The sequence below is a fragment of the Arthrobacter sp. NPDC058127 genome (assembly GCF_042884555.1).
In the GTDB taxonomy this organism is placed as follows: domain Bacteria; phylum Actinomycetota; class Actinomycetes; order Actinomycetales; family Micrococcaceae; genus Arthrobacter.
In genome coordinates, this window is the sequence record NZ_JBHVTT010000013.1 from 122777 (window position 1) to 141212 (window position 18436).

General features: G+C 64.4%; 14 protein-coding genes, 1 rRNA gene and 1 pseudogene. 10 read left to right on the forward strand and 6 right to left on the reverse strand.

All coding sequences use genetic code 11. The features are described 5' to 3' along the window. Window positions 1–44 precede the first annotated feature (44 nt). From ACFVTG_RS16960 to ACFVTG_RS16975, 4 genes are all read left to right on the forward strand, one after another. Complete coding sequence (locus ACFVTG_RS16960; protein ID WP_284754972.1) at window positions 45–1535, forward strand: trehalose-6-phosphate synthase; 1491 nt, start codon at window positions 45–47, stop codon at window positions 1533–1535. Then, a complete protein-coding gene (gene otsB / locus ACFVTG_RS16965; protein WP_390282092.1) occupies window positions 1525–2349 on the forward strand; it encodes a trehalose-phosphatase in 825 nt (274 codons plus the stop codon). Before ACFVTG_RS16960 ends, otsB begins: the two co-directional genes overlap by 11 nt. Before the next feature lie 194 nt (window positions 2350–2543). Beyond that, on the forward strand, window positions 2544–3626 hold the full coding sequence (locus ACFVTG_RS16970) for an ABC transporter ATP-binding protein (RefSeq protein WP_059388327.1): 1083 nt from the start codon (window positions 2544–2546) through the stop codon (window positions 3624–3626). A gap of 208 nt (window positions 3627–3834) precedes the next feature. Then, window positions 3835–5244: a DUF4032 domain-containing protein gene (locus ACFVTG_RS16975; RefSeq protein ID WP_390282093.1), complete on the forward strand. Its 1410-nt coding sequence runs from the start codon at window positions 3835–3837 to the stop codon at window positions 5242–5244. A 9-nt stretch (window positions 5245–5253) separates the two neighbouring features. On the opposite strand, the gene ACFVTG_RS16980 is transcribed toward ACFVTG_RS16975, so the two are convergent. Then, window positions 5254–5925, reverse strand: a complete 672-nt coding sequence (locus ACFVTG_RS16980; RefSeq protein WP_390282094.1) for a GntR family transcriptional regulator — start codon at window positions 5923–5925, stop codon at window positions 5254–5256. A gap of 245 nt (window positions 5926–6170) precedes the next feature. Here ACFVTG_RS16980 and ACFVTG_RS16985 point away from each other — a divergent pair, with 245 nt between their 5' ends. The 6 genes from ACFVTG_RS16985 to ACFVTG_RS17010 all read left to right on the forward strand — a co-directional run bounded on the left by ACFVTG_RS16985 (window position 6171) and on the right by ACFVTG_RS17010 (window position 13361). Continuing rightward, window positions 6171–7142, forward strand: a complete 972-nt coding sequence (locus ACFVTG_RS16985) for an ABC transporter permease (protein ID WP_390282095.1) — start codon at window positions 6171–6173, stop codon at window positions 7140–7142. A gap of 42 nt (window positions 7143–7184) precedes the next feature. Next, the gene (locus ACFVTG_RS16990; RefSeq protein ID WP_390282096.1) at window positions 7185–8909 is read left to right on the forward strand and encodes an ABC transporter substrate-binding protein; all 1725 of its coding nucleotides are present in this window, start codon (window positions 7185–7187) and stop codon (window positions 8907–8909) included. 101 nt (window positions 8910–9010) lie between these two features. After that, window positions 9011–10012: an ABC transporter permease gene (locus ACFVTG_RS16995; protein ID WP_390282098.1), complete on the forward strand. Its 1002-nt coding sequence runs from the start codon at window positions 9011–9013 to the stop codon at window positions 10010–10012. Then, window positions 10009–11076 carry an ABC transporter ATP-binding protein gene (locus tag ACFVTG_RS17000; RefSeq protein ID WP_390282100.1) on the forward strand — a complete coding sequence of 356 codons (1068 nt, stop codon included), beginning with the start codon at window positions 10009–10011 and terminating at the stop codon, window positions 11074–11076. The genes ACFVTG_RS16995 and ACFVTG_RS17000 overlap by 4 nt, the downstream gene beginning before the upstream one ends. Before the next feature lie 8 nt (window positions 11077–11084). Then, the gene (locus ACFVTG_RS17005) at window positions 11085–12107 is read left to right on the forward strand and encodes an ABC transporter ATP-binding protein (protein WP_390282101.1); all 1023 of its coding nucleotides are present in this window, start codon (window positions 11085–11087) and stop codon (window positions 12105–12107) included. A gap of 24 nt (window positions 12108–12131) precedes the next feature. Continuing rightward, window positions 12132–13361 (forward strand): amidohydrolase family protein, encoded by a 1230-nt coding sequence (locus ACFVTG_RS17010; RefSeq protein ID WP_390282102.1) that lies wholly within the window; start codon window positions 12132–12134, stop codon window positions 13359–13361. Window positions 13362–13562: 201 nt separating this feature from the next. Here ACFVTG_RS17010 and ACFVTG_RS17015 read toward each other — a convergent pair whose 3' ends face one another. The 5 genes and pseudogenes from ACFVTG_RS17015 to rrf form a co-directional block, all read right to left on the reverse strand. Beyond that, entirely contained in the window at window positions 13563–14873 is a 1311-nt protein-coding gene (locus ACFVTG_RS17015) for an MFS transporter (protein ID WP_390282103.1), read from the reverse strand. 132 nt (window positions 14874–15005) lie between these two features. Beyond that, window positions 15006–16424, reverse strand: a complete 1419-nt coding sequence (locus ACFVTG_RS17020; RefSeq protein WP_390282111.1) for an FAD-binding oxidoreductase — start codon at window positions 16422–16424, stop codon at window positions 15006–15008. A 54-nt stretch (window positions 16425–16478) separates the two neighbouring features. Further along, window positions 16479–16949: pseudogene (locus ACFVTG_RS17025) on the reverse strand (GNAT family N-acetyltransferase); the annotation flags it as partial. Next, on the reverse strand, window positions 16918–17412 hold the full coding sequence (locus ACFVTG_RS17030; protein ID WP_284754954.1) for a hypothetical protein: 495 nt from the start codon (window positions 17410–17412) through the stop codon (window positions 16918–16920). The pseudogene ACFVTG_RS17025 and the gene ACFVTG_RS17030, both read right to left, overlap by 32 nt. Window positions 17413–18057: 645 nt before the next feature. Beyond that, window positions 18058–18174: ribosomal RNA gene (gene rrf, locus ACFVTG_RS17035) — 5S ribosomal RNA — on the reverse strand. Window positions 18175–18436: the final 262 nt, after the last annotated feature.

Consider the following 18436-nt stretch of genomic DNA (forward strand, 5'->3'; position numbering starts at 1 on the left):
CGGTAGGGTGGGAGATGAGTCACAAGCAACCCCAGGGGGCAGCAATGCAAGAAACGGCAAGCGAAAAAATCGACAGCGCACCCGAAGGCAATCAGGCTCCAAAGGCCCGGAAACACGACTTCATGGTGGTCTCCAACCGCCTTCCGGTTGACCGTTACCCCAGCGATGACGGGGAAAGCGGCGAGGAAGGTTGGCGCCGCTCTCCTGGGGGCCTAGTGACTGCCCTCGCGCCGATGATGACCAAGAGCGACGGCGCCTGGGTGGGCTGGCACGGCGCCCCGGACGAAGCGTTGGAACCCTTCAGCCACGGCGGGATGGACCTGATTCCCGTGGAACTCAGCACGCACGATGTTGAGCTCTATTACGAAGGGTTCTCCAACGCCACTCTCTGGCCGCTTTACCACGACGTCATTGCCCCACCGGAGTTCCACCGAACTTGGTGGGACAGCTACCGCCGGGTCAACCGGCGCTTCGCCGACGCCGTCATCCAATACGCAGACGACGGAGCCACCGTCTGGGTGCAGGATTACCAACTCCAGCTCGTGCCGAGCATGCTCCGGCAGGCGCGCCCGGACCTGCGCATCGGTTTCTTCAACCACATCCCGTTCCCGCCGCCGGAGATCTTCGCCCAATTGCCGTGGCGCCAGGCCATCATCGAAGGCCTGCTCGGCGCCGATCTGGTGGGTTTCCAGCGCCCCAGCGACGCGGCGAACTTCATGCGCTCGGCACGCCGATTCATTGGCGCCAGCGTCAAACAGCAGCAGGTCCACGTCAAGGGACCGGACGGGCAGATCACCCATATTGCCCGCGCACAGGCCTTCCCGATCTCCATTGCCGTAGACCAGATCAGCGAACTCGCGGAGCGCCCGGACATCATCGAACGTGCCCGGCAGATCCGCCAGGACCTCGGAAACCCCAAAACCATCCTCCTGGGCGTAGACCGCCTCGACTACACCAAGGGCATCCCCCACCGTTTGAAGGCCTTCGAAGAACTCCTCAAGGAAGGCCGGCTCACCGTGGAGGACGCCACACTGATCCAGGTGGCGAGCCCCAGTCGCGAGCGCGTGCGGCAGTACCGGCTCCTGCGTGAGGAAATTGAGGGCACCGTCGGCCACATCAACGGCAGCTACGACACCATGCAGAACACCGCCGTTCGCTACCTCCACCACAGCTACCCGGTCGAGGAAATGGTGGCTTTGTACCTCGCGGCCGACGTCATGCTGGTGACAGCATTGCGTGACGGTATGAACCTCGTGGCAAAGGAATATGTCACAGCCCGGACCAACAACACAGGCGCCTTGGTCCTGAGTGAATTCACCGGCGCGGCCGATCAACTCAAGCAAGCACTCCTCATGAATCCGCACGACATCGACGGGCTCAAGAACACCATCATGAGGGCCGTGAACCTGCCTTCGAACGAATCCCGCCGCCGGATGAAGTCCATGCGCAAGCAAATCCTCGACCACGACGTCGATCATTGGTCAGCCGAATTCCTCTCGGCCCTGGCAGAAATCGTGGTGCGCGATGACTCCTGAGACAGCAGACACTCCCCCGCTGAGCCTGCCGCCCGAACTGCTCGACGCCGTCCGCAGAATCGCGGGCACCGAGCACCTTTTGGTGGCGATGGACTTTGACGGCACCATTTCCCCGATCGTGGACCACGCCGACGCCGCGCGCCCGCTCGAGCGCTCAGCCGCGGCCTTCGCTGAACTCGCCAAACTTCCGAGGACGACGACGGCGCTCATCTCCGGGCGGGCATTGGCCAGCCTGCGGGCGGTCGCCTCGCCTCCCGAGGCCACGCTGCTGATTGGCAGCCATGGCGCGGAGGCCTGGATGGGCCCCGGTTCGGCGGAACTCCAGCTCGACAACGCCCAAAGGGGCCTCCTTGCCGAAGTCCGCGAGGTGTTGGCCGGAATCTCGCAGGAAGCTCCAGGGACAGTCCTCGAAGACAAGCCCGCCGGCGTCGTACTTCACACCCGGCGTGCCGCCGATGACGTGGCGGAGGACGCCGTCGCGGCCGCCCGGACAGTCCTTGAAGGCCGGCCGGGAGTGTTCCTCAAGAACGGCAAACGGGTCCTCGAGACCTCGGTGGTGCATTCCTCCAAGGGCGAGGCCGTCGAGTTCCTGCGCCAGGCCACCTCGGCTACCGGGATCCTTTTTGCCGGGGACGACGTTACGGACGAGGACGCCATCGCCAGGCTTGGGGCCGGGGATGTCGGCGTGAAGGTTGGACTGGATTTCACCCAGGCCGAGTTCCGGGTCGAAGCCCCTGTCCACGTCGCCGAACTCCTTGAGGCGGTCCTTCGCGAACGCCGCCGCGAAGTCTCGGGAGACTCATCTCACATGTGACGTTCGTAACATTTGGGCGAATAACCCGGGCTGCTGCCATACTCTTGGTTGTGATGTGACGCACAACAACCGTGCGGCGTCACTCAGTCTCCCTTGCCCGGGCCCAGCCCGGGGCAGGGAGTCCAACTGAATAAACATGAACCATTCACAACGGATCGTCCGGCACGTACCTGCCGGTGAAGGGATTGATAACTGTGGCAACAGTTACTTTTGATAACGCTACGCGTCTGTACCCGGGCACAGATAAGCCCGCCGTCGATAAGCTCAACATCGACATCGCCGATGGCGAATTCCTGGTCCTCGTTGGACCCTCCGGTTGCGGTAAGTCCACCTCCCTGCGCATGCTCGCAGGCCTCGAGGATGTGAACTCCGGCCGCATTCTGATCGGCGACCGCGACGTCACGGACGTCCCGCCGAAGGACCGCGACATCGCAATGGTGTTCCAGAACTACGCCCTGTACCCGCACATGACAGTTGCGGACAACATGGGCTTCGCACTCAAGATCGCCGGCGTCTCCAAGGAAGAGCGCGCCGAGCGTGTCCGCGAAGCAGCCAAGCTTCTTGACCTCGAGCAGTACCTGGACCGCAAGCCGAAGGCACTCTCCGGTGGCCAGCGTCAGCGCGTTGCCATGGGCCGCGCAATCGTCCGTAACCCGCAGGTCTTCCTCATGGATGAGCCCCTTTCCAACTTGGACGCCAAGCTCCGTGTCCAGACGCGTACGCAGATCGCATCCCTGACCCGGCGCCTCGGCGTGACCACGGTCTACGTGACGCACGACCAGGTCGAGGCCATGACCATGGGTGACCGCGTTGCCGTTCTCAAGGATGGCCTGCTGCAGCAGGTAGACACCCCGCGCAACCTTTACGACCGCCCGAAGAACGTCTTCGTTGCCGGCTTCATCGGCTCCCCCGCCATGAACTTGCTCGAACTGCCGGTCGTCGACGGCGGTGTCCAGTTCGGTGGCACGGTTTACCCGGTACCGCACGATGTCCTCGAAGAGGCACACGGCAAGACCGTGACGCTCGGTTCCCGTCCGGAAGACCTCGAAACCGTTGGTGCCGGCGAAGGTCTCGAAGTTGAGGTTGACGTCGTCGAAGAACTCGGCGCTGACGCCTACGTCTACGGCCACACCACGCTTGACGGCAAGAGCCACGACATCGTGGCCCGCGTCGACGGCCGCCGTCCCCCGATGAAGGGCGAGTCCATCTTCGTCCGTCCGCAGTCGGGCCACGTGCACTTGTTCGACACCAAGTCGGGCCTGCGCCTGGGCGACTAGTCCCCACCGGCACCCTAACCTCGCTCCGCTTCGGTCAGGGAACCCTGCCGGCGTGGGCCCACTCACCAGCCCCCTAACCTCGCTCCGCTTCGGTCAGGGAACCCTGCCGGCGTGGGCCGAGCACTACCGCATTACCGACGGCGGCCCTTCCGAGTGGACGGGCCGCCGTCGTCGTTAACAGCAGCCTCCATACGGAAGAATTGACCCCATGACCGAGCAAAGCGGTGCCAAGTGGCATGACGAACCCACCGACTACGCGCAGATCGGCAAACTCCCGCGCACCGAGGCTGCCAGCGCCAATGACACGGCACCTCCGGCGGGGGTCATCGGATCCCTCAACATCACTGCCGCAGCAGCGGATCCCGAGCTCCTGGACCTGCCGTGGCACATCGCTCTCGAGGACTGGCCTGCAGCGAACCTGGCCGCCCTGCCCCGCGGCATTTCCCGGCACATCGTGCGTTTCGCGCACCTGGGCGGCTCCGTCATCGCCATCAAGGAAACGTCCGAACACGTTGCCCGGCACGAGTACCACATGCTCCGCAAGCTGGCACGGATGGATGTGCCGTGCGTCGAGCCGGTTGCAGTCATCACCGGCCGCACCACCGTTGACGGCAAGCCACTGAACCCCGTCCTGGTCACCCGGCACCTCAAGTTCTCCATGCCGTACCGTGCGCTCTTCTCCCAAATGCTGCGCCGGGACACCCTCACAAGGCTTATCGATGCCCAAGCGCTGCTGCTGGTGCGCCTGCACCTGATCGGCTTCTATTGGGGCGACGTTTCCTTGTCCAACACCTTGTTCCGGCGTGACGCCGGCGCGTTCGCCGCGTACCTCGTGGACGCGGAAACCGGCGAGCTGTACCCCGATCTGTCGGTGGGCCAGCGCGAGTACGATCTGGAGATTGCCCGCGTCAACATCGCCGGTGAGCTCATGGACCTGCTCGAAGGCGGACTGATCGAGGAAAAGGTGGACCCGGTGGCGACGTCGGAGCTCATCATGGACTCGTACCGCCGGCTATGGGCCGAACTCACTGAAAAGGAATCGTTCGAGCTCGGCGAACGCTGGCGCGTGGGCGCGCGCATCCGCCGCCTCAACGAACTCGGCTTCGACGTCGAGGAATACGCCATCAAGACCACCGCGGACGGTTCCACTATCCAGCTTCAGCCCAAGGTGGTCGACGCCGGCCACCACCAGCGGCGGTTGCTTCGCCTCACGGGCCTGGATGCCCAGGAGAACCAGGCCCGCCGGCTGCTCAATGACATGGATTCATTCCGGGCGGACAACAACCCGGACATGGACGAAGAAATCAGTGCCCATACCTGGGTCAGCCAGATCTTCGAGCCCATCGTCCGATCCATCCCGCGCGACCTCGCAGGCAAGCTTGAGCCGGCGGAAGTGGTCCACGAAGTCCTCGAACACCGCTGGTACATGAGCCAGAAGCAGGACAGCCACATCCCCTTGGCGGAAGCCGTACAGTCCTACTTGGACACCATCCTGCGCCACCGGCGTGACGAGGCTGCCATCATGCTCAACCCGGACACTGCGATGCTCAAGATCCTTGAGGCTGAAACCGAGGAATCCCGGTACGACGAGGACGAATACCCGGATTCCGACGACTAACGCGGGGGTTCAGGGCTCCAGCGTCTCCGCGAGTCCCTTAAGCACTGGTTCGCGCCCGAGCTCGATGTGGGAGTACGCCAGGGTGTAGGCGAGTTCGGCCTTGCCGCCGAGGATGGCGTTGCACAGTTCCATGTGCTCGTCGCGCTGGAGTTCGTTGCTGCGGTTGTGGGCGAGCCCGAAGATCCAGCGCATGCGTCCAAACAACGGCTTGACCGACTCGATGAGCAGCCGGTTGCCGGACAGCCGCACGATTTCGGCGTGGAACGCCGCACTGAGGCGTACGACGTCGTCGGTGCGGTCGTCGTCGATCGCTTGCCTCGTGTCGTCGAGGAGCTCCTTCAAACGGAGGACCGGCTCTCCCGCCGCGACGCGGACGGCCGCCATGCGGGCCGCGAACGTTTCCAGGCAAAGCCGCACGTCGAAGAGTTCGTTGACGTCGGTGAGCGTCAATTGGCGCACCACGGCGCCCCGGCGGGGGAAGGTTTCCACGAAGCCGTCCTGCTCAAGGCGTTGGATGGCCTCCCGCACGGGGATTCGTGAAACGTTGTAGAGCTCGGAGAGCTCCCGTTCGCGCAGCCGCGCGCCCTGCTCGTATCTCCCCGCCACGATTCCCTCAAGGACCAGCTGGTAGACCTGTTCGGCCCGGGCTTCGTCGTCGCGGCCTGTCAACGTTTCGGGCATCGGCTTCGGCCACCCTTCCCTTCCCCATCGTCTTGCGTTCCACCCGAGCATACACGGACGGAAACTCAGCTGTTTGGTATTCCAGATAGTGCGATATTTGTGATTTACATCCCATCGAACCTGCTCTAGTCTATTTTTGGTATACAAAAAGTCCGGAGCCTACTCCTTGGATCATGAATCGAGCACCCCCGTTGACCCAGCTACAGTCCACCGCCGAAGCTACGGCTGAGCGTCCATCCCCCAGCATGTCCCCAAGCAGACCCACCGCCGAGGCGCGGTCGCTCCTGGCGACGGCCTGGCTGCGGATCCGCCAGAGCAAGATTGCCCTGTTGAGCCTCTGCGTGGTGGCGGCCATCATGTTGTTCGCCATCCTCGGCCCGCTGCTCAGTGCCATGTCCGGCAACGATCCCTTCACGTCCAACACCAGCCCCGATGTCCTGGACGACCTCCAGACTCCCGGGTTGCCGCTCCCCGGATACATGTACCCTTCGCCCGGCCACTGGCTGGGCGTGGAACCCGGACTGGGCCGTGACCTGTTTGCCCGCCTCGCCTATGGGGGCCAGGTTTCCCTCACCATTGCCCTGCTGTCCACTGCGGTCTCGGTGGTCCTGGGAACTGTGATCGGTGCAGCCGCGGGCTACTTCGGGGGCAAAACGGACGCCATCATCAGCCGGATCATGGATCTCTTCCTCGCTTTTCCGCACCTCCTGCTGGTCCTTTCACTGACCCCCATCCTGCAGTCACGGCTGAGGGACACCGCGCTGGGCCAGGGCAGCTTCCTGCCCATGGCTTCGCTCGTCATCATCCTGGGCTTCTTCGGCTGGGCATACCTCGCCCGTATTGTCCGCGGCCAAGTGCTGAGCCTCCGCGAGCGCGAGTTCGTCGAGGCCGCGCGGTCCTTCGGCGCCTCGCACCTGAGCGTGTTGTTCCGGCAGATCATTCCCAACGTGATGGGCGTCGTACTGGTCTACGCCACCATGCTCATTCCCACGAATATCTCCGCAGAAGCAGCACTGTCCTTCCTCGGCGTCGGCGTCAAGGACCCCACGCCGTCCTGGGGCCAGATGCTCAACGCCGCCCAATCCGGCAACTGGTACCTCAGCGATCCCTGGTTCCTGGCAGTCCCCGGCGCCATGCTCATCGTCACCGTCCTGGCGTTCAACCTCCTCGGCGACGCCGTGCGGGATGCCCTGGATCCCAAGGCATCACGCCACTAATCCCCCTTCATATCCGTTCCACCCACCCCTATGAGGAGCACAATGAACACCCCCACCAGAGCGCTGGCCCTTGCCGTGCTGATCGCCACCGCTGCCACAGGCTGCGCGGCGGGACAGAACCAGCCCGGAACTGCCGTCTCCGGCGCTTCGAGCACCGAGCAGGCTCCCGAAGTGGTCAAGCCCGGTTTCGCCACCAAGGGCGGCAACATCAACGTCCTGATGTCCTCGGACTTCCAAACCCTGGACCCGGGCAATAGCAACTACGTCCAGACGGCCAACGTCGGCCAGCTGTACTACAGGAACCTCACCATGGCGAAGGAGACGGCCGGACAGCCGCCCACCATCGTTCCGGACCTCGCCACGGACACGGGCCAGGTGTCCAAAGACGGACTCACCTGGACATTCACCCTCCAGAAGGGCGTCAAGTTCGAAGACGGCCGCCCCATCACCTCCGCCGACGTCAAGTACGGCATCGAACGCACTTTCGCCCAGGACGTCTACACCCAGGCCCCGCAGGAGCTCAACGCAGCGCTCGACGCCGGCGGCTACAAGGGGCCGTACAAGGATCCTTCCGCTGACCTCAAGGCCGTGGAAACTCCGGACGAGCGCACCATCGTCTTCCACTTGAAGAAGCCATTCGCCGAATTTCCGGCGCTGGCCTCCCGTTCCAACACTTCGCCTGTCCCGAAGGACAAGGACACCAAGCTGGACTACACCAACCACCCGGTGTCTACAGGCCCGTACATGGTTGATTCGTACAGTCGCGGAAAGTCGCTCAAACTGGTCCGCAACCCGAACTGGGATCCGTCCACCGACCCCAACCGCACGGCACTTCCGGACACCTTCAGGTTCTCGCTCTCCACTTCGCAGGCCACCATCAGCCAGCAGCTCCTGGCCAACTCCGATCCCAATGCCCTCACCCTGGACTCCAACGGTGCACTGCAGACTTCGGATTCCGCCAAGCTCGCTGATGCCCAGGTCAAAGACCGCGTCGCTTCGGGACTGCTCGGTTGCAACGACGTCCTCAGCCTCAACACCGAGAAGATCACCGATCCAGATGTCCGCAAGGCCATCGCCCTGGCCCTTGACCGCCAGTCCATCCTGGTCCAGTACGGCGGGCGCCGCTTCGGCGAACTCACCCAGACCCCGCTCAACGCCAAGATGCGCGGTTACGTGGCCCAAGACCTCGAGATCGACCCCACCGGCAAGCCCAAGCTGGAGGAAGCCAAGAAGCTCCTCGAAGGCAAGAACTACCCCAAGAGCCTCACCTACGGGTACGCCAACAACCGCGACGCCTACAAGAACACCGGCACCGTGATCCAGCAAAACCTCAAGGCCCTGGGCATCGACGTCCAGCTCGTGCCGATCCCGGCCCCGAACTACTACTCCGTCCTGGCCAGTGACCAGCTGCCGGACATTGCGCGCTCGGGCTGGTGCGGCGGCGCCGACCCTGCGTCGGTGCGTACGTCCGCCGATCCCATCCTCGGACCGAACAACGACGGCACCAGCTACGGCTTCTCCAACACGTCGCGCTACTTCGATCCGCAGATTTCGAAGGCCATGTTCGAGCTCCGGAACACTTCCGGGACCTCGGAGGAACTCGGCAAGAAATGGTCTGAGGAGTTCGGCAAGGCACTGAAGACCTACCCGATCATCCCGCTCGTCCGCAGCCACACCAACAGTGTGGTGGGCTCCAACATCCGCAACGCCCAAGTGGGCTACTTCTTCGGCGGCATCGACCTCTCGATCGTCGGCGTCGAGCACTAACCAGGCCTAATCCACACAACCGGGCCTGTTCACACCAATCAGGCCAGCCCAGAAGGGAGGCGGGCCGTCCGGTTAATACCGGGCGGCCCGCAACCAGCACAATGATCAGATTCATCTTTCGCCGGACAGGCTCCCTGATCCTGCTTCTCGTAGCCGTCAGCTTCATCACCTTCACGCTTTTCCAGCTCGGACCTGCCGATCCAGCGTCTGCCGCTTGCGGCCAGGAGTGCACTCCCGAACGCATCGCGGAAGCCCGCGTGGCCCTTGGCATGGACCACCCTTTCCTGGTCCAGTACATCGACTACATGAGCGGGCTGGTCTCGCCGCGGATGATCGGTGCGCCCGGAGCCGAATCGATCTGCCAGTGGCCATGCCTCGGCAAATCGTTCCAAACCAATGAAAACGTCTCGGACATCATTGCCCGCTCCCTGCCCTACACGCTCTCCATGGCGGTCGGCGCGCTCGTGCTCTGGACCGTTTCCGGCGTCGGGCTCGGTTTGCTCGCCGCCCTTCGCAAGGGATCCGCCACGGACAAGTTCATCGTCGGCGCAGCGTCCATTGGTGTCTCACTGCCTATCCCCGTCACCGGCTTGTTCCTGTTGCTGGTTTTCGTCAACCAGTTGCACCTCCTGCCCTTCACGACGAACGAGATCAACAGCCCCTTCGGTCCGCAGGGTCCGGGGGCCTGGGTGCTTAACTACTTCCTGCCTTGGGTGGCCCTCGCCGTGCTTTTCAGCGCGGCTTACATCCGCGTCACCCGGACCAACATGATCGAGACCTTCAGCGAGGACTTCATCCGCACGGCCCGTGCCAAGGGCCTGGCGCCCCGAACAGTGACGTTCAAGCACGGCGTCCGGGCCGGCATCACTCCGGTCGTGACCATGCTCGGAATGGACATCGGGCTCCTCCTCGGCGGCGCGGTCCTCACAGAGCAGATCTTCTCCGTCCCGGGGCTCGGTTTCACGGCAGTCCGGGCTGCCATTTCCGGCGACCTCCCCGTCACCATGGCCATCACCATGCTGGCCGCCTTCTTCGTCATCGTCGCGAATGTCGTTGTCGACCTCGCCTACGCTGCCATCGATCCCCGAGTGAGGCTCCAATGACCCAGCTCCAGCCCAGTCCGGCCGGTCAACCGGCCACGCGAACCACGCATCAGGCCGCGGGAACCGCCGCGTTCCTGGACGTCCGCAACCTTTCGGTGAAGTTCCCTACCGACGACGGCCTTGTTTCGGCCGTCAACGGGATGGATTTCTCCTTGGAGCGCGGGCAGACCCTCGGCATCGTAGGAGAGTCCGGGTCCGGCAAGTCGGTCACCAGCCAGGCGCTCATGGGGCTCCTCAAGGGGACCTCAGCCCGGGTCACCGGCCAGGCGTTGTTCCAGGGCAAGGACCTTGTGACGCTGCCCGAGTCCGGCATGCGGCAGCTTCGCGGCCGGAACATCGGCATGATCTTCCAGGATCCGCTCTCGGCCCTGCACCCCTTCTTCACCGTGGGTCATCAAATTGCCGAGGCCTACCTCGTCCACAACAAGGCGAGCAAGAAGCAAGCCCGCGCAGCCGCCGTCGACATGCTCGGAAGGGTGGGCATTCCCAGCCCAGAGCAGCGCTACGACGAATACCCGCACCATTTCTCCGGAGGCATGCGCCAACGCGCCATGATCGCCATGGCATTGATCTGCGAGCCGGAGCTGCTCATCGCGGACGAACCAACCACTGCGCTGGACGTCACCGTGCAGGCACAGATCCTTGACCTCATGTCCGAGCTCCAGCAGGAAACCAACTCGGCCCTGATCCTCATCACCCATGATCTTGGCGTGGTGGCCGAAGTGTGCGATTCCGTGCTGGTCATGTACGGCGGGCAATGCGTCGAATCGGGACCGGTGGACGAGATCTTCTACGACACGCAGCATCCCTACACCCTGGGCCTGCTCAAATCGATGCCCACGCTGAGCAGTTCCTCGGGCAGGCTCAACCCCATTCCGGGCCAGCCGCCGTCGCTCCTTGACCTTCCGAAAGGCTGCATTTTCAGCGCCCGGTGCGAGTACGCGGCCCTCGCCGGCGACAGCGTATGCGCGGGCCAGCGCCCGGAGCTCGTGGTCGAGGACGGCCACGGCAAGCGCTGCCACCTGAGCGGCCCCCAGATCGTCACCATTCGGAATACGCGTTAGGACCCGTCATGGACACGCAGGCAATTCTCCAGGTGGAGAACCTCCAGAAACACTTCCCCATCAAAGGCGGGCTGTTCTCCCCCATGGGATCCAAGACGGTCAAAGCGGTCGACGGCGTCTCCTTCAGTCTCGCGCGCGGCCAGACTTTGGGGCTCGTAGGTGAGTCCGGTTGCGGCAAGTCGACCACTGGACGCATGGTCGCTCGGCTCATGGATCCGACCGGTGGGAGGATCTTGATCGACGGGGTGGACATCAGCCAGCTGGGCGGCCGCGATCTGTACAACTTCCGCCGCAAAGTCCAAATGATCTTCCAGGACCCCTTCGCCTCGCTCAATCCACGGCAAACCGTGGGCACGGCCATCGCGGCGCCGATGCTGGCGCAAAAGATCAACCCGGCCGGCGGCCTCAAGAACCGGGTCAAGGAACTCCTCGAACAAGTGGGCCTCAAACCCGAGCACTACAACCGTTTCCCGCACGAGTTCTCCGGCGGCCAGCGCCAGCGCGTGGGAATCGCGCGCGCCATCTCTCTGAACCCCTCCGTGATTGTGTGCGACGAACCCGTATCCGCCCTCGATGTCTCGGTGCAGGCGCAAGTGGTCAACTTGCTGCAGGAGATCCAGCGGGACACCGGAGTGGCATACATCTTCATCGCGCACGATCTTTCCGTGGTCCGCCTTATCTCGCATGAGGTGGCGGTGATGTACCTCGGCAAAATCGTGGAGCAAGGAACCCGGGAGGAATTGTTCCGGGAGCCCCGGCATCCCTACACGCAAGCTCTCCTGTCCGCCGTGCCCCTGCCGGATCCCCGGGCAGCCCGCCAGCAACAAAAGATCCGGCTACGGGGAGATCTCCCGTCGCCGGCAAACCCACCCAGCGGCTGCGTCTTCCGCACCCGGTGTCCGTTGTTCGGCACCTTGGGCGCGGAACAGCAGGAACGCTGCATCAGCGAAATCCCCCGACCAGCCAGCGCGGCTGCCCCGGCCTGCCACCACGCAGGTCTGGAATCAGCAGCCCCCGCTGGTGTGCAATAGATCCAACATCAAAGGAGCAATACATTGAACACCCTGATTCGTGCCGTCCGCCCCTGGGGACAAGCATTGAGCGACGTCCTCATCACGGACGGCAAGATCACCGGCGTCGAACCCCATGACCCGACGCGCGCTGCGGCGACCGGCGACACCACCGTCGTCGAGGGCCGCGGCCGCCTGCTCGTGCCGTCGTTCTCGGACGTTCATGTGCACCTGGACTCCACCCGCATCGGCCTGCCGTTCCGCGAACACACAGGCGGCCCCGGCGTGTGGACCATGATGATGAACGATCGGCAGAACTGGCGCAACGCGGAGGTTCCGCTTCAGGAACGGGTCAACAACACCCTAGGCCGGATGATCGCGCGCGGCACCACGCGTGTCCGCTCCTATGCCCAGATCGACGTCGACTGCCGGCTTGAGCGTTTCGACGCCGTGATGGCCGCCAAGGAGCAGTTCAAAGGGCAGGCCGACGTCGACATCATCGCGTTCCCGCAGGCGGGCCTTCTCCTCGAGGACGGCACTGTCCCCCTCATGGACCAGGCACTCAAGGCCGGCGCAAATGTCATGGGCGGCATCGACCCGTGCAGCCTGGACCGCGACCCCGCCCGGCATCTGGACATCGTCTTCGGGCTGGCCGAAAAGTACCAGGTCCCCATTGATATCCACCTCCACGAGCCCGGCGAGCTCGGCGTCTTCAGCACGGACCTGGTGATCGAGCGCACCCGTGCCTTGGGCATGCAGGGCAAGGTCACCATGTCCCATGCGTACCAGCTGGGCAGCGTCTCCGAGGCCACCACGCGCCGCCTCATCGACGAATTCGCCGAGCTGGACATCTCCATGGCGTCGGTGGCGCCGGGATCCGCCGGCGTGGCGGGCCAGCTGCCCATCCCGCTGCTCGCCGAAGCCGGCGTCCGCATGGGCTTGGGAGAGGACGGTCAGCGCGACTACTGGTCCCCTTACGGCAACACGGACATGCTCGACCGTACCTGGCAGCTCGCTTTCACCCACGGCTTCCGCAAGGACGAGCTCATCGAGCACTGCCTCGCGATCGCCACCGTAGGCGGCGCCAGCATCCTTGACCCGTCCGCCACCCGCCTGAAAGGCACGGCACACCGCCCCGGCGTCGAGGTCGGCGATCCCGCGGAACTCCTGCTGCTCGACGGCGAAACGGTCGCCTCCGCAGTCATGGACCGCGGAACCGACCGCACGGTGATCCACCGCGGCAAGGTCGTGGCAGAGCAGCTCGAGCTGGTCTAAGCCCGCACAAAAAAGTGGCCGTTCCCCCGTTGAGGGAACGGCCACTTTCTTGGTTTGCGTGTGTCGGAGAGCCACGACAGCGCCTGCCCAACTGACTCGCATTTGTTGTCGTTATGAGCCCGCATAACGACAACTACTGTTAGTCAGATGGGCCGGGCGGGAGGCCCGGGCGTGGTTTGGCTTAGCGCCTGCCTCCGGCGGCTAGCACCCGACGGCGGCGGGCTCGCCAAGGTGCTCCGCCTCGGCGGATTCGACGGACACCGCGCGCCCGCGCACGGCGAGGAAACCCGCAACCGCGAGCAGCACCGCTTCGGCAGCCAGGGCCCAGAAGGGAACGTCCCAGCCGCCGGACCACTCATGCAGGAATCCCGCTCCCAAGGGTCCCAAGGAGGCCAGCGCGAAGCCCAGGCCCTGGCTCATGGCGGACAGGCTACCGGCGCTCTGTGGTCCTGCCGAGCGGATGACGACCAATGCCATTCCAAGCCCGAAGCCGGCGCTCTGGACGATCCCCAACAGGCCGACCATGACGAATTGCATGGCTACGGGCGCCGTCAAGACTCCTATTAAAGCCGCCGCGACGAGCAGTCCCAGGCCCGGAGCCATAAACTTCAGGACCACTCGACGCCCCGCGAGAACAGGGGCCAAGAGGCTCGCGGGCAGGCCTGCCACGCTGAACCAGGCCAAGAGCCCGGCAGCATCGGCCGCCGTCTGGCCCTTCGACACCAGGAACACCGCCAACCACGAGGTAACGGCGAAATACAGCATGGCTTGCAGCCCGAAGAAGGCAGTCACGGCCCAGGCCGTCCGCTGCTTCCGCAGCGGAATGGTGCCGGATTCCCCCTTGGCGCCACCCGCCGTCGTCGTCTCCTGTAAGCCAGCGCCCGACGCCGGTCCGCCGGTTCTATCGGTTCCATCGGGGCGCCCGGCCGTTTGACCGGTCCGGTCGATCAAGGCGGCCCCTATCAAGGCGGGAACGGCCCAGACGGCCAGTGCCCAAGCGAGGCTCCCGCCGAACGCTTGCTGCAGCGGCTGGACGAGTCCCGCGCCGAGCGCCGCGCCCAGTCCGAAGCCCATGGTGCACAGCCCCGTCCACCACCCGGTACCGCGGTTGGCTTTGACGATCTGTGGCACGAGCACGCTGGCGGTCATGATGGATGCTCCTGCCAGGAACGTTCCGGGCAGCAACAGTCCCGGCACGAGTACGCGGACGAGCAGCGCGGCGGCAAGTGCCAGAAGCGCCGCCGCCACTGCCCGTCCAGTGCCCAGGCGACGGGCCAGCCAAGGACCGCAAGGGGCCGAGACGCCAAAGGCTAGTACAGGGAGGGCGCCAAGCAGCGGCAGCAAATGCGGGTCTAGTCCGAAACCTGCCTGCAGCTGCCCCATGGTGCCGGCGATCGTCGTAATGGCCGGACGGAGGTTGATGGAGACAAGCGCCAGTGCGACGAGTACCCAGGCGGTCCTCCGAGCGGCATACGCGGACGTACCGCGGCGCGGCGGACGTGCTTGCCCCATTGATTGCCTCCCTAATTTAATTTGGTATACCAAACCAGATTAGGCGCATCGGCGGGCAAAGTAAACCGGCAGAAAAATAGCGGATGAGTGTGACGTGAGATCTTTGCGATCAGATATGGAATACCAAAGGCCCTAGATAGCCTTGCCGGGATTGAAGATTCCGGTGGGGTCGAAAAGCTCTTTGATGCGGTGCTGCAACTCGCGGATGGGCCTGGGCTGCTCAAGGCCGAGCCAGCGCAGCTTGTACTGCCCCACCCCGTGCTCGCCGGTGATGGTTCCGCCCATCTCGAGCGCGGCATCAATGGAGTCGTCCAAGGCCTTGTTGAGGCGGGCCATGGCATCCGCGTCCACTTCCATGTCCACGCGGTCCACCCAGAAGGTGGGGTGCAAGTTGCCGTCGCCGGCATGGGCCACCACCTTGAGCTGGACATCGTGGGTGACGGCCATGGCCTCAAGCGCGGCCACATAGTCCACAAGCCGCGACCTCGGAACGGCGACGTCCTCGCCTACCCGGTATTCGTTATCCACTTCGTCGCCTCGACTCGAGCGCCGCATGTCGATGAGGCGCTCGGCTTCCGCAGTCGATTCCGCCGTCACAGTGGCGCCGCCGGCCGCAAGCACTTCCCGCACCAACGCTGCCTCGGCAGCAGCTCCGAAACCGTCTGTCTGGATCAGCAGGAGCGCCTTTCCGCGTTCTCCGAGGTCCGAGCCGTACAGTTCGTCGAGCTGGGCCAGCGTTCCGGCGTCGAGCATTTCCATGATGGCTGGCTGGACGCGTGCCTTTCCGACCGCCAGGACGCCCGCGGCGGCACCGCGGAAATCCGGATAGAAGGCCGCAACTGTCTGTACCTCGCGGGGCAGGTAGCGCAGGCGCACCGTCACGCCCACCACGATCCCCAGGGTGCCCTCGGAGCCCACGAACAGTGCCGTGAGATCGTATCCGGCCACGCCTTTGAAGGTCTGGTGGCCTGTGTGGATGAGCGAGCCGTCCGCCAGGACGACGTCGAGCGCCAGCACCGAGTCCCTGGTCACGCCATACTTGGCACAGCGCAAGCCGCCGGCGTTCGTGGCCACGTTGCCGCCGATCGTGGACATTTTGTAGCTCGCGGGGTCCGGCGCATACATCAGGCCGTGTTCAGCCGCCGTGGCGTTCAGGTCAGCGTTCACCACGCCCGGTTCGACGACGGCGGTCTCGTCGTCCGCGTTGAACTGCAGGATACGGTTCATGCGTTCAAGGCTGAGCACTATGCATCCAGGGCTGGCATGGGCGCCACCGGAAACCCCGGTACCGGCGCCGCGGGCGACGATCGGAACCCCGTGCTTGGCGCAACTGCGCACCACATGCTGCACGTCTTCAACGGATTCGGCGAACACGACTGCCACGGGCAACTGCAAGTCCAGGACTGGTCCCAGGTCTGCCGCATAGGCGGTGCGTGTCTGTTCGTCGACGGCGACTTGCCCCGAAGAGAGGCCGGCGGCCAGCTCATCGATGAACCCGCCGGGGCTTTTGCTTTGCCGAGTCGGAGCGGCGAGTGGAATCCGGCGGGCCATGACGATCTCCAACTTGGTTCTGTCCTGCGGATACGGCCGGCTGGCACCGGTGTATTCAAATCCGTGCCGGGTGTAGAACGCCTTGGCGCGGGCGTTCTCCTCGTGGACACCCAGTTCGATCAGTCCGGCACCGAGCTCGGCGCCTGCTACGGCACAAGCCTCATCGAGCAACTGGTCAGCCAGGCCCAAGCCCCGGTGTTCGGGTGCAACGTAGACGCTGATCAGCATGGCTTCTAGAGCCTGGGAAGAATCCGGTGGCTGCTTGATGACCACGCGCATGAGCCCACTGATCCGGCTGCCGTCCGTACCGTCATCCGCTACCAGGGTGATGCTCGAGTCGCCCGACATCGTGGCTGCGCGCTCTTGCCATTGGGTGTCAGTCTGGCGACGAGCGGCCGCGAGGCTTTCCACGTAGGCCATCGGTGTGTCCGACAACATCTCCAAGCGGACGTCGCGAAGCAAACGCCAGTCAGCCGCCTGGAGCCGACGGATTCTATTCACTTGCGCCACCCATGAATCGGACATAGCGCTCAAGAACTCCAGGCCAGTCAGCCGCGTAGTCCGCACGGGTCTGCGCGGGGTGTTCGGCACCCTCCCAGCCGTCGTGCACCAAGCGAACCTCGGTGCCCCCGTCTACAGCCCGGAAGGCCAGGCGGAGTTCAGTGGACCACATTGCGGTGCTGCCCGGATACCAGCTCGCATGGAAGGACAAGGGCGGCTGCCAATCGTCGATCGTCCCCCATATCGAGGTACGTCCGTCGTCCGCCGTCTCCAGGATCAAGTTCTCCTCGAACTCAACGTGCGAGCCCGCCCCGTAGACGCTGTGGTCCTCCATCGGCCACCAGAGATGTGGGTGATCGGTAAAGCCCATGAAAGCATGCGCCACCGGCGAAGGTACGACGACGGTGCACACTACGGGGTCCAGCTCACCGGCTTGCTCCGGCTGGGGTTCGGAGTCCGGCGTGAGGTGACTAAAGAGGCTCTCCATGTGCACCAACTTTACCGCCCAGCGGTGCCCCCGACTCCGGACCCAACCCGCTCCCCCTCAAACGCCCGCTCACGTATGGCGGGTCCGGGCCGGACGCCCGCTCACCTATGGCGGCTCCCGGCCGGACGCCCGCTCACTTATACCGGCCCCCGGCCGGACGCCCGCTCACTTATGCCGGCTCCGAGCCGGACGCTCGCTCACCTAGGGCGGGTCCGGGTCCGACGCCCGCTCAGTGCTGCCGGGCGCTGCGGGTGTGGCTGCGTGCCGGTGCGGCGCGTGGGTGAGCGGGGGTTTGCCGGAAACCGGGCCATATGTGAGCGAGGGTCTGGTCATGACCGTTGATATGTGAGCGGGGGTTGGGTGACCCGGACGCCCGCTCTCTTATGCCGGGTTTTCGTTGAACGCTCGCTCACGTATGGGGGTCCCGGCGGGACGCCCGCTCACATCATGCCCGCGAGCGTCGGTCGTGGAACCCACATATCTGAGCGGGGGTTTACCGGAAACCGGGCCATATGTGAGCGGGGGTTTGCCGGAAACCGGGCCATACGTGAGCGGGGGTTTCGGGACGCCGGCTCACGTGTGCCGGGTGGGTGGGTTTAAATGGTTCAGGCCCCGACGTGTGTCGGGGCCTGAACGTGAATGGTTGTCCGGCGGTGTCCTACTCTCCCACACCCTCCCGGGTGCAGTACCATCGGCGCTGTGGGTCTTAGCTTCCGGGTTCGGAATGGGACCGGGCGTTTCCCCCACGCTATGACCGCCGTAACCCTGTTACCCGTCCCCGCACCGGGTGCGGGGTGGGAAGATACGTGGTTACAACTTGTCCGGACCCGGTGAAGGGTTCGGTGGTGTTGTTATTCAGTTGTTGGTTCCGTGGGACAACAAGCCGTGGCGGGTTGTTGTTCGGGAACCACATAGTGGACGCAAGCAGTTGATCGTGTTTGTGTGGTGTAAGTTATCGGCCTATTAGTACCGGTCAGCTTCAACAGTCTTTGGTCCTGTCTTCCACATCCGGCCTATCAACCCA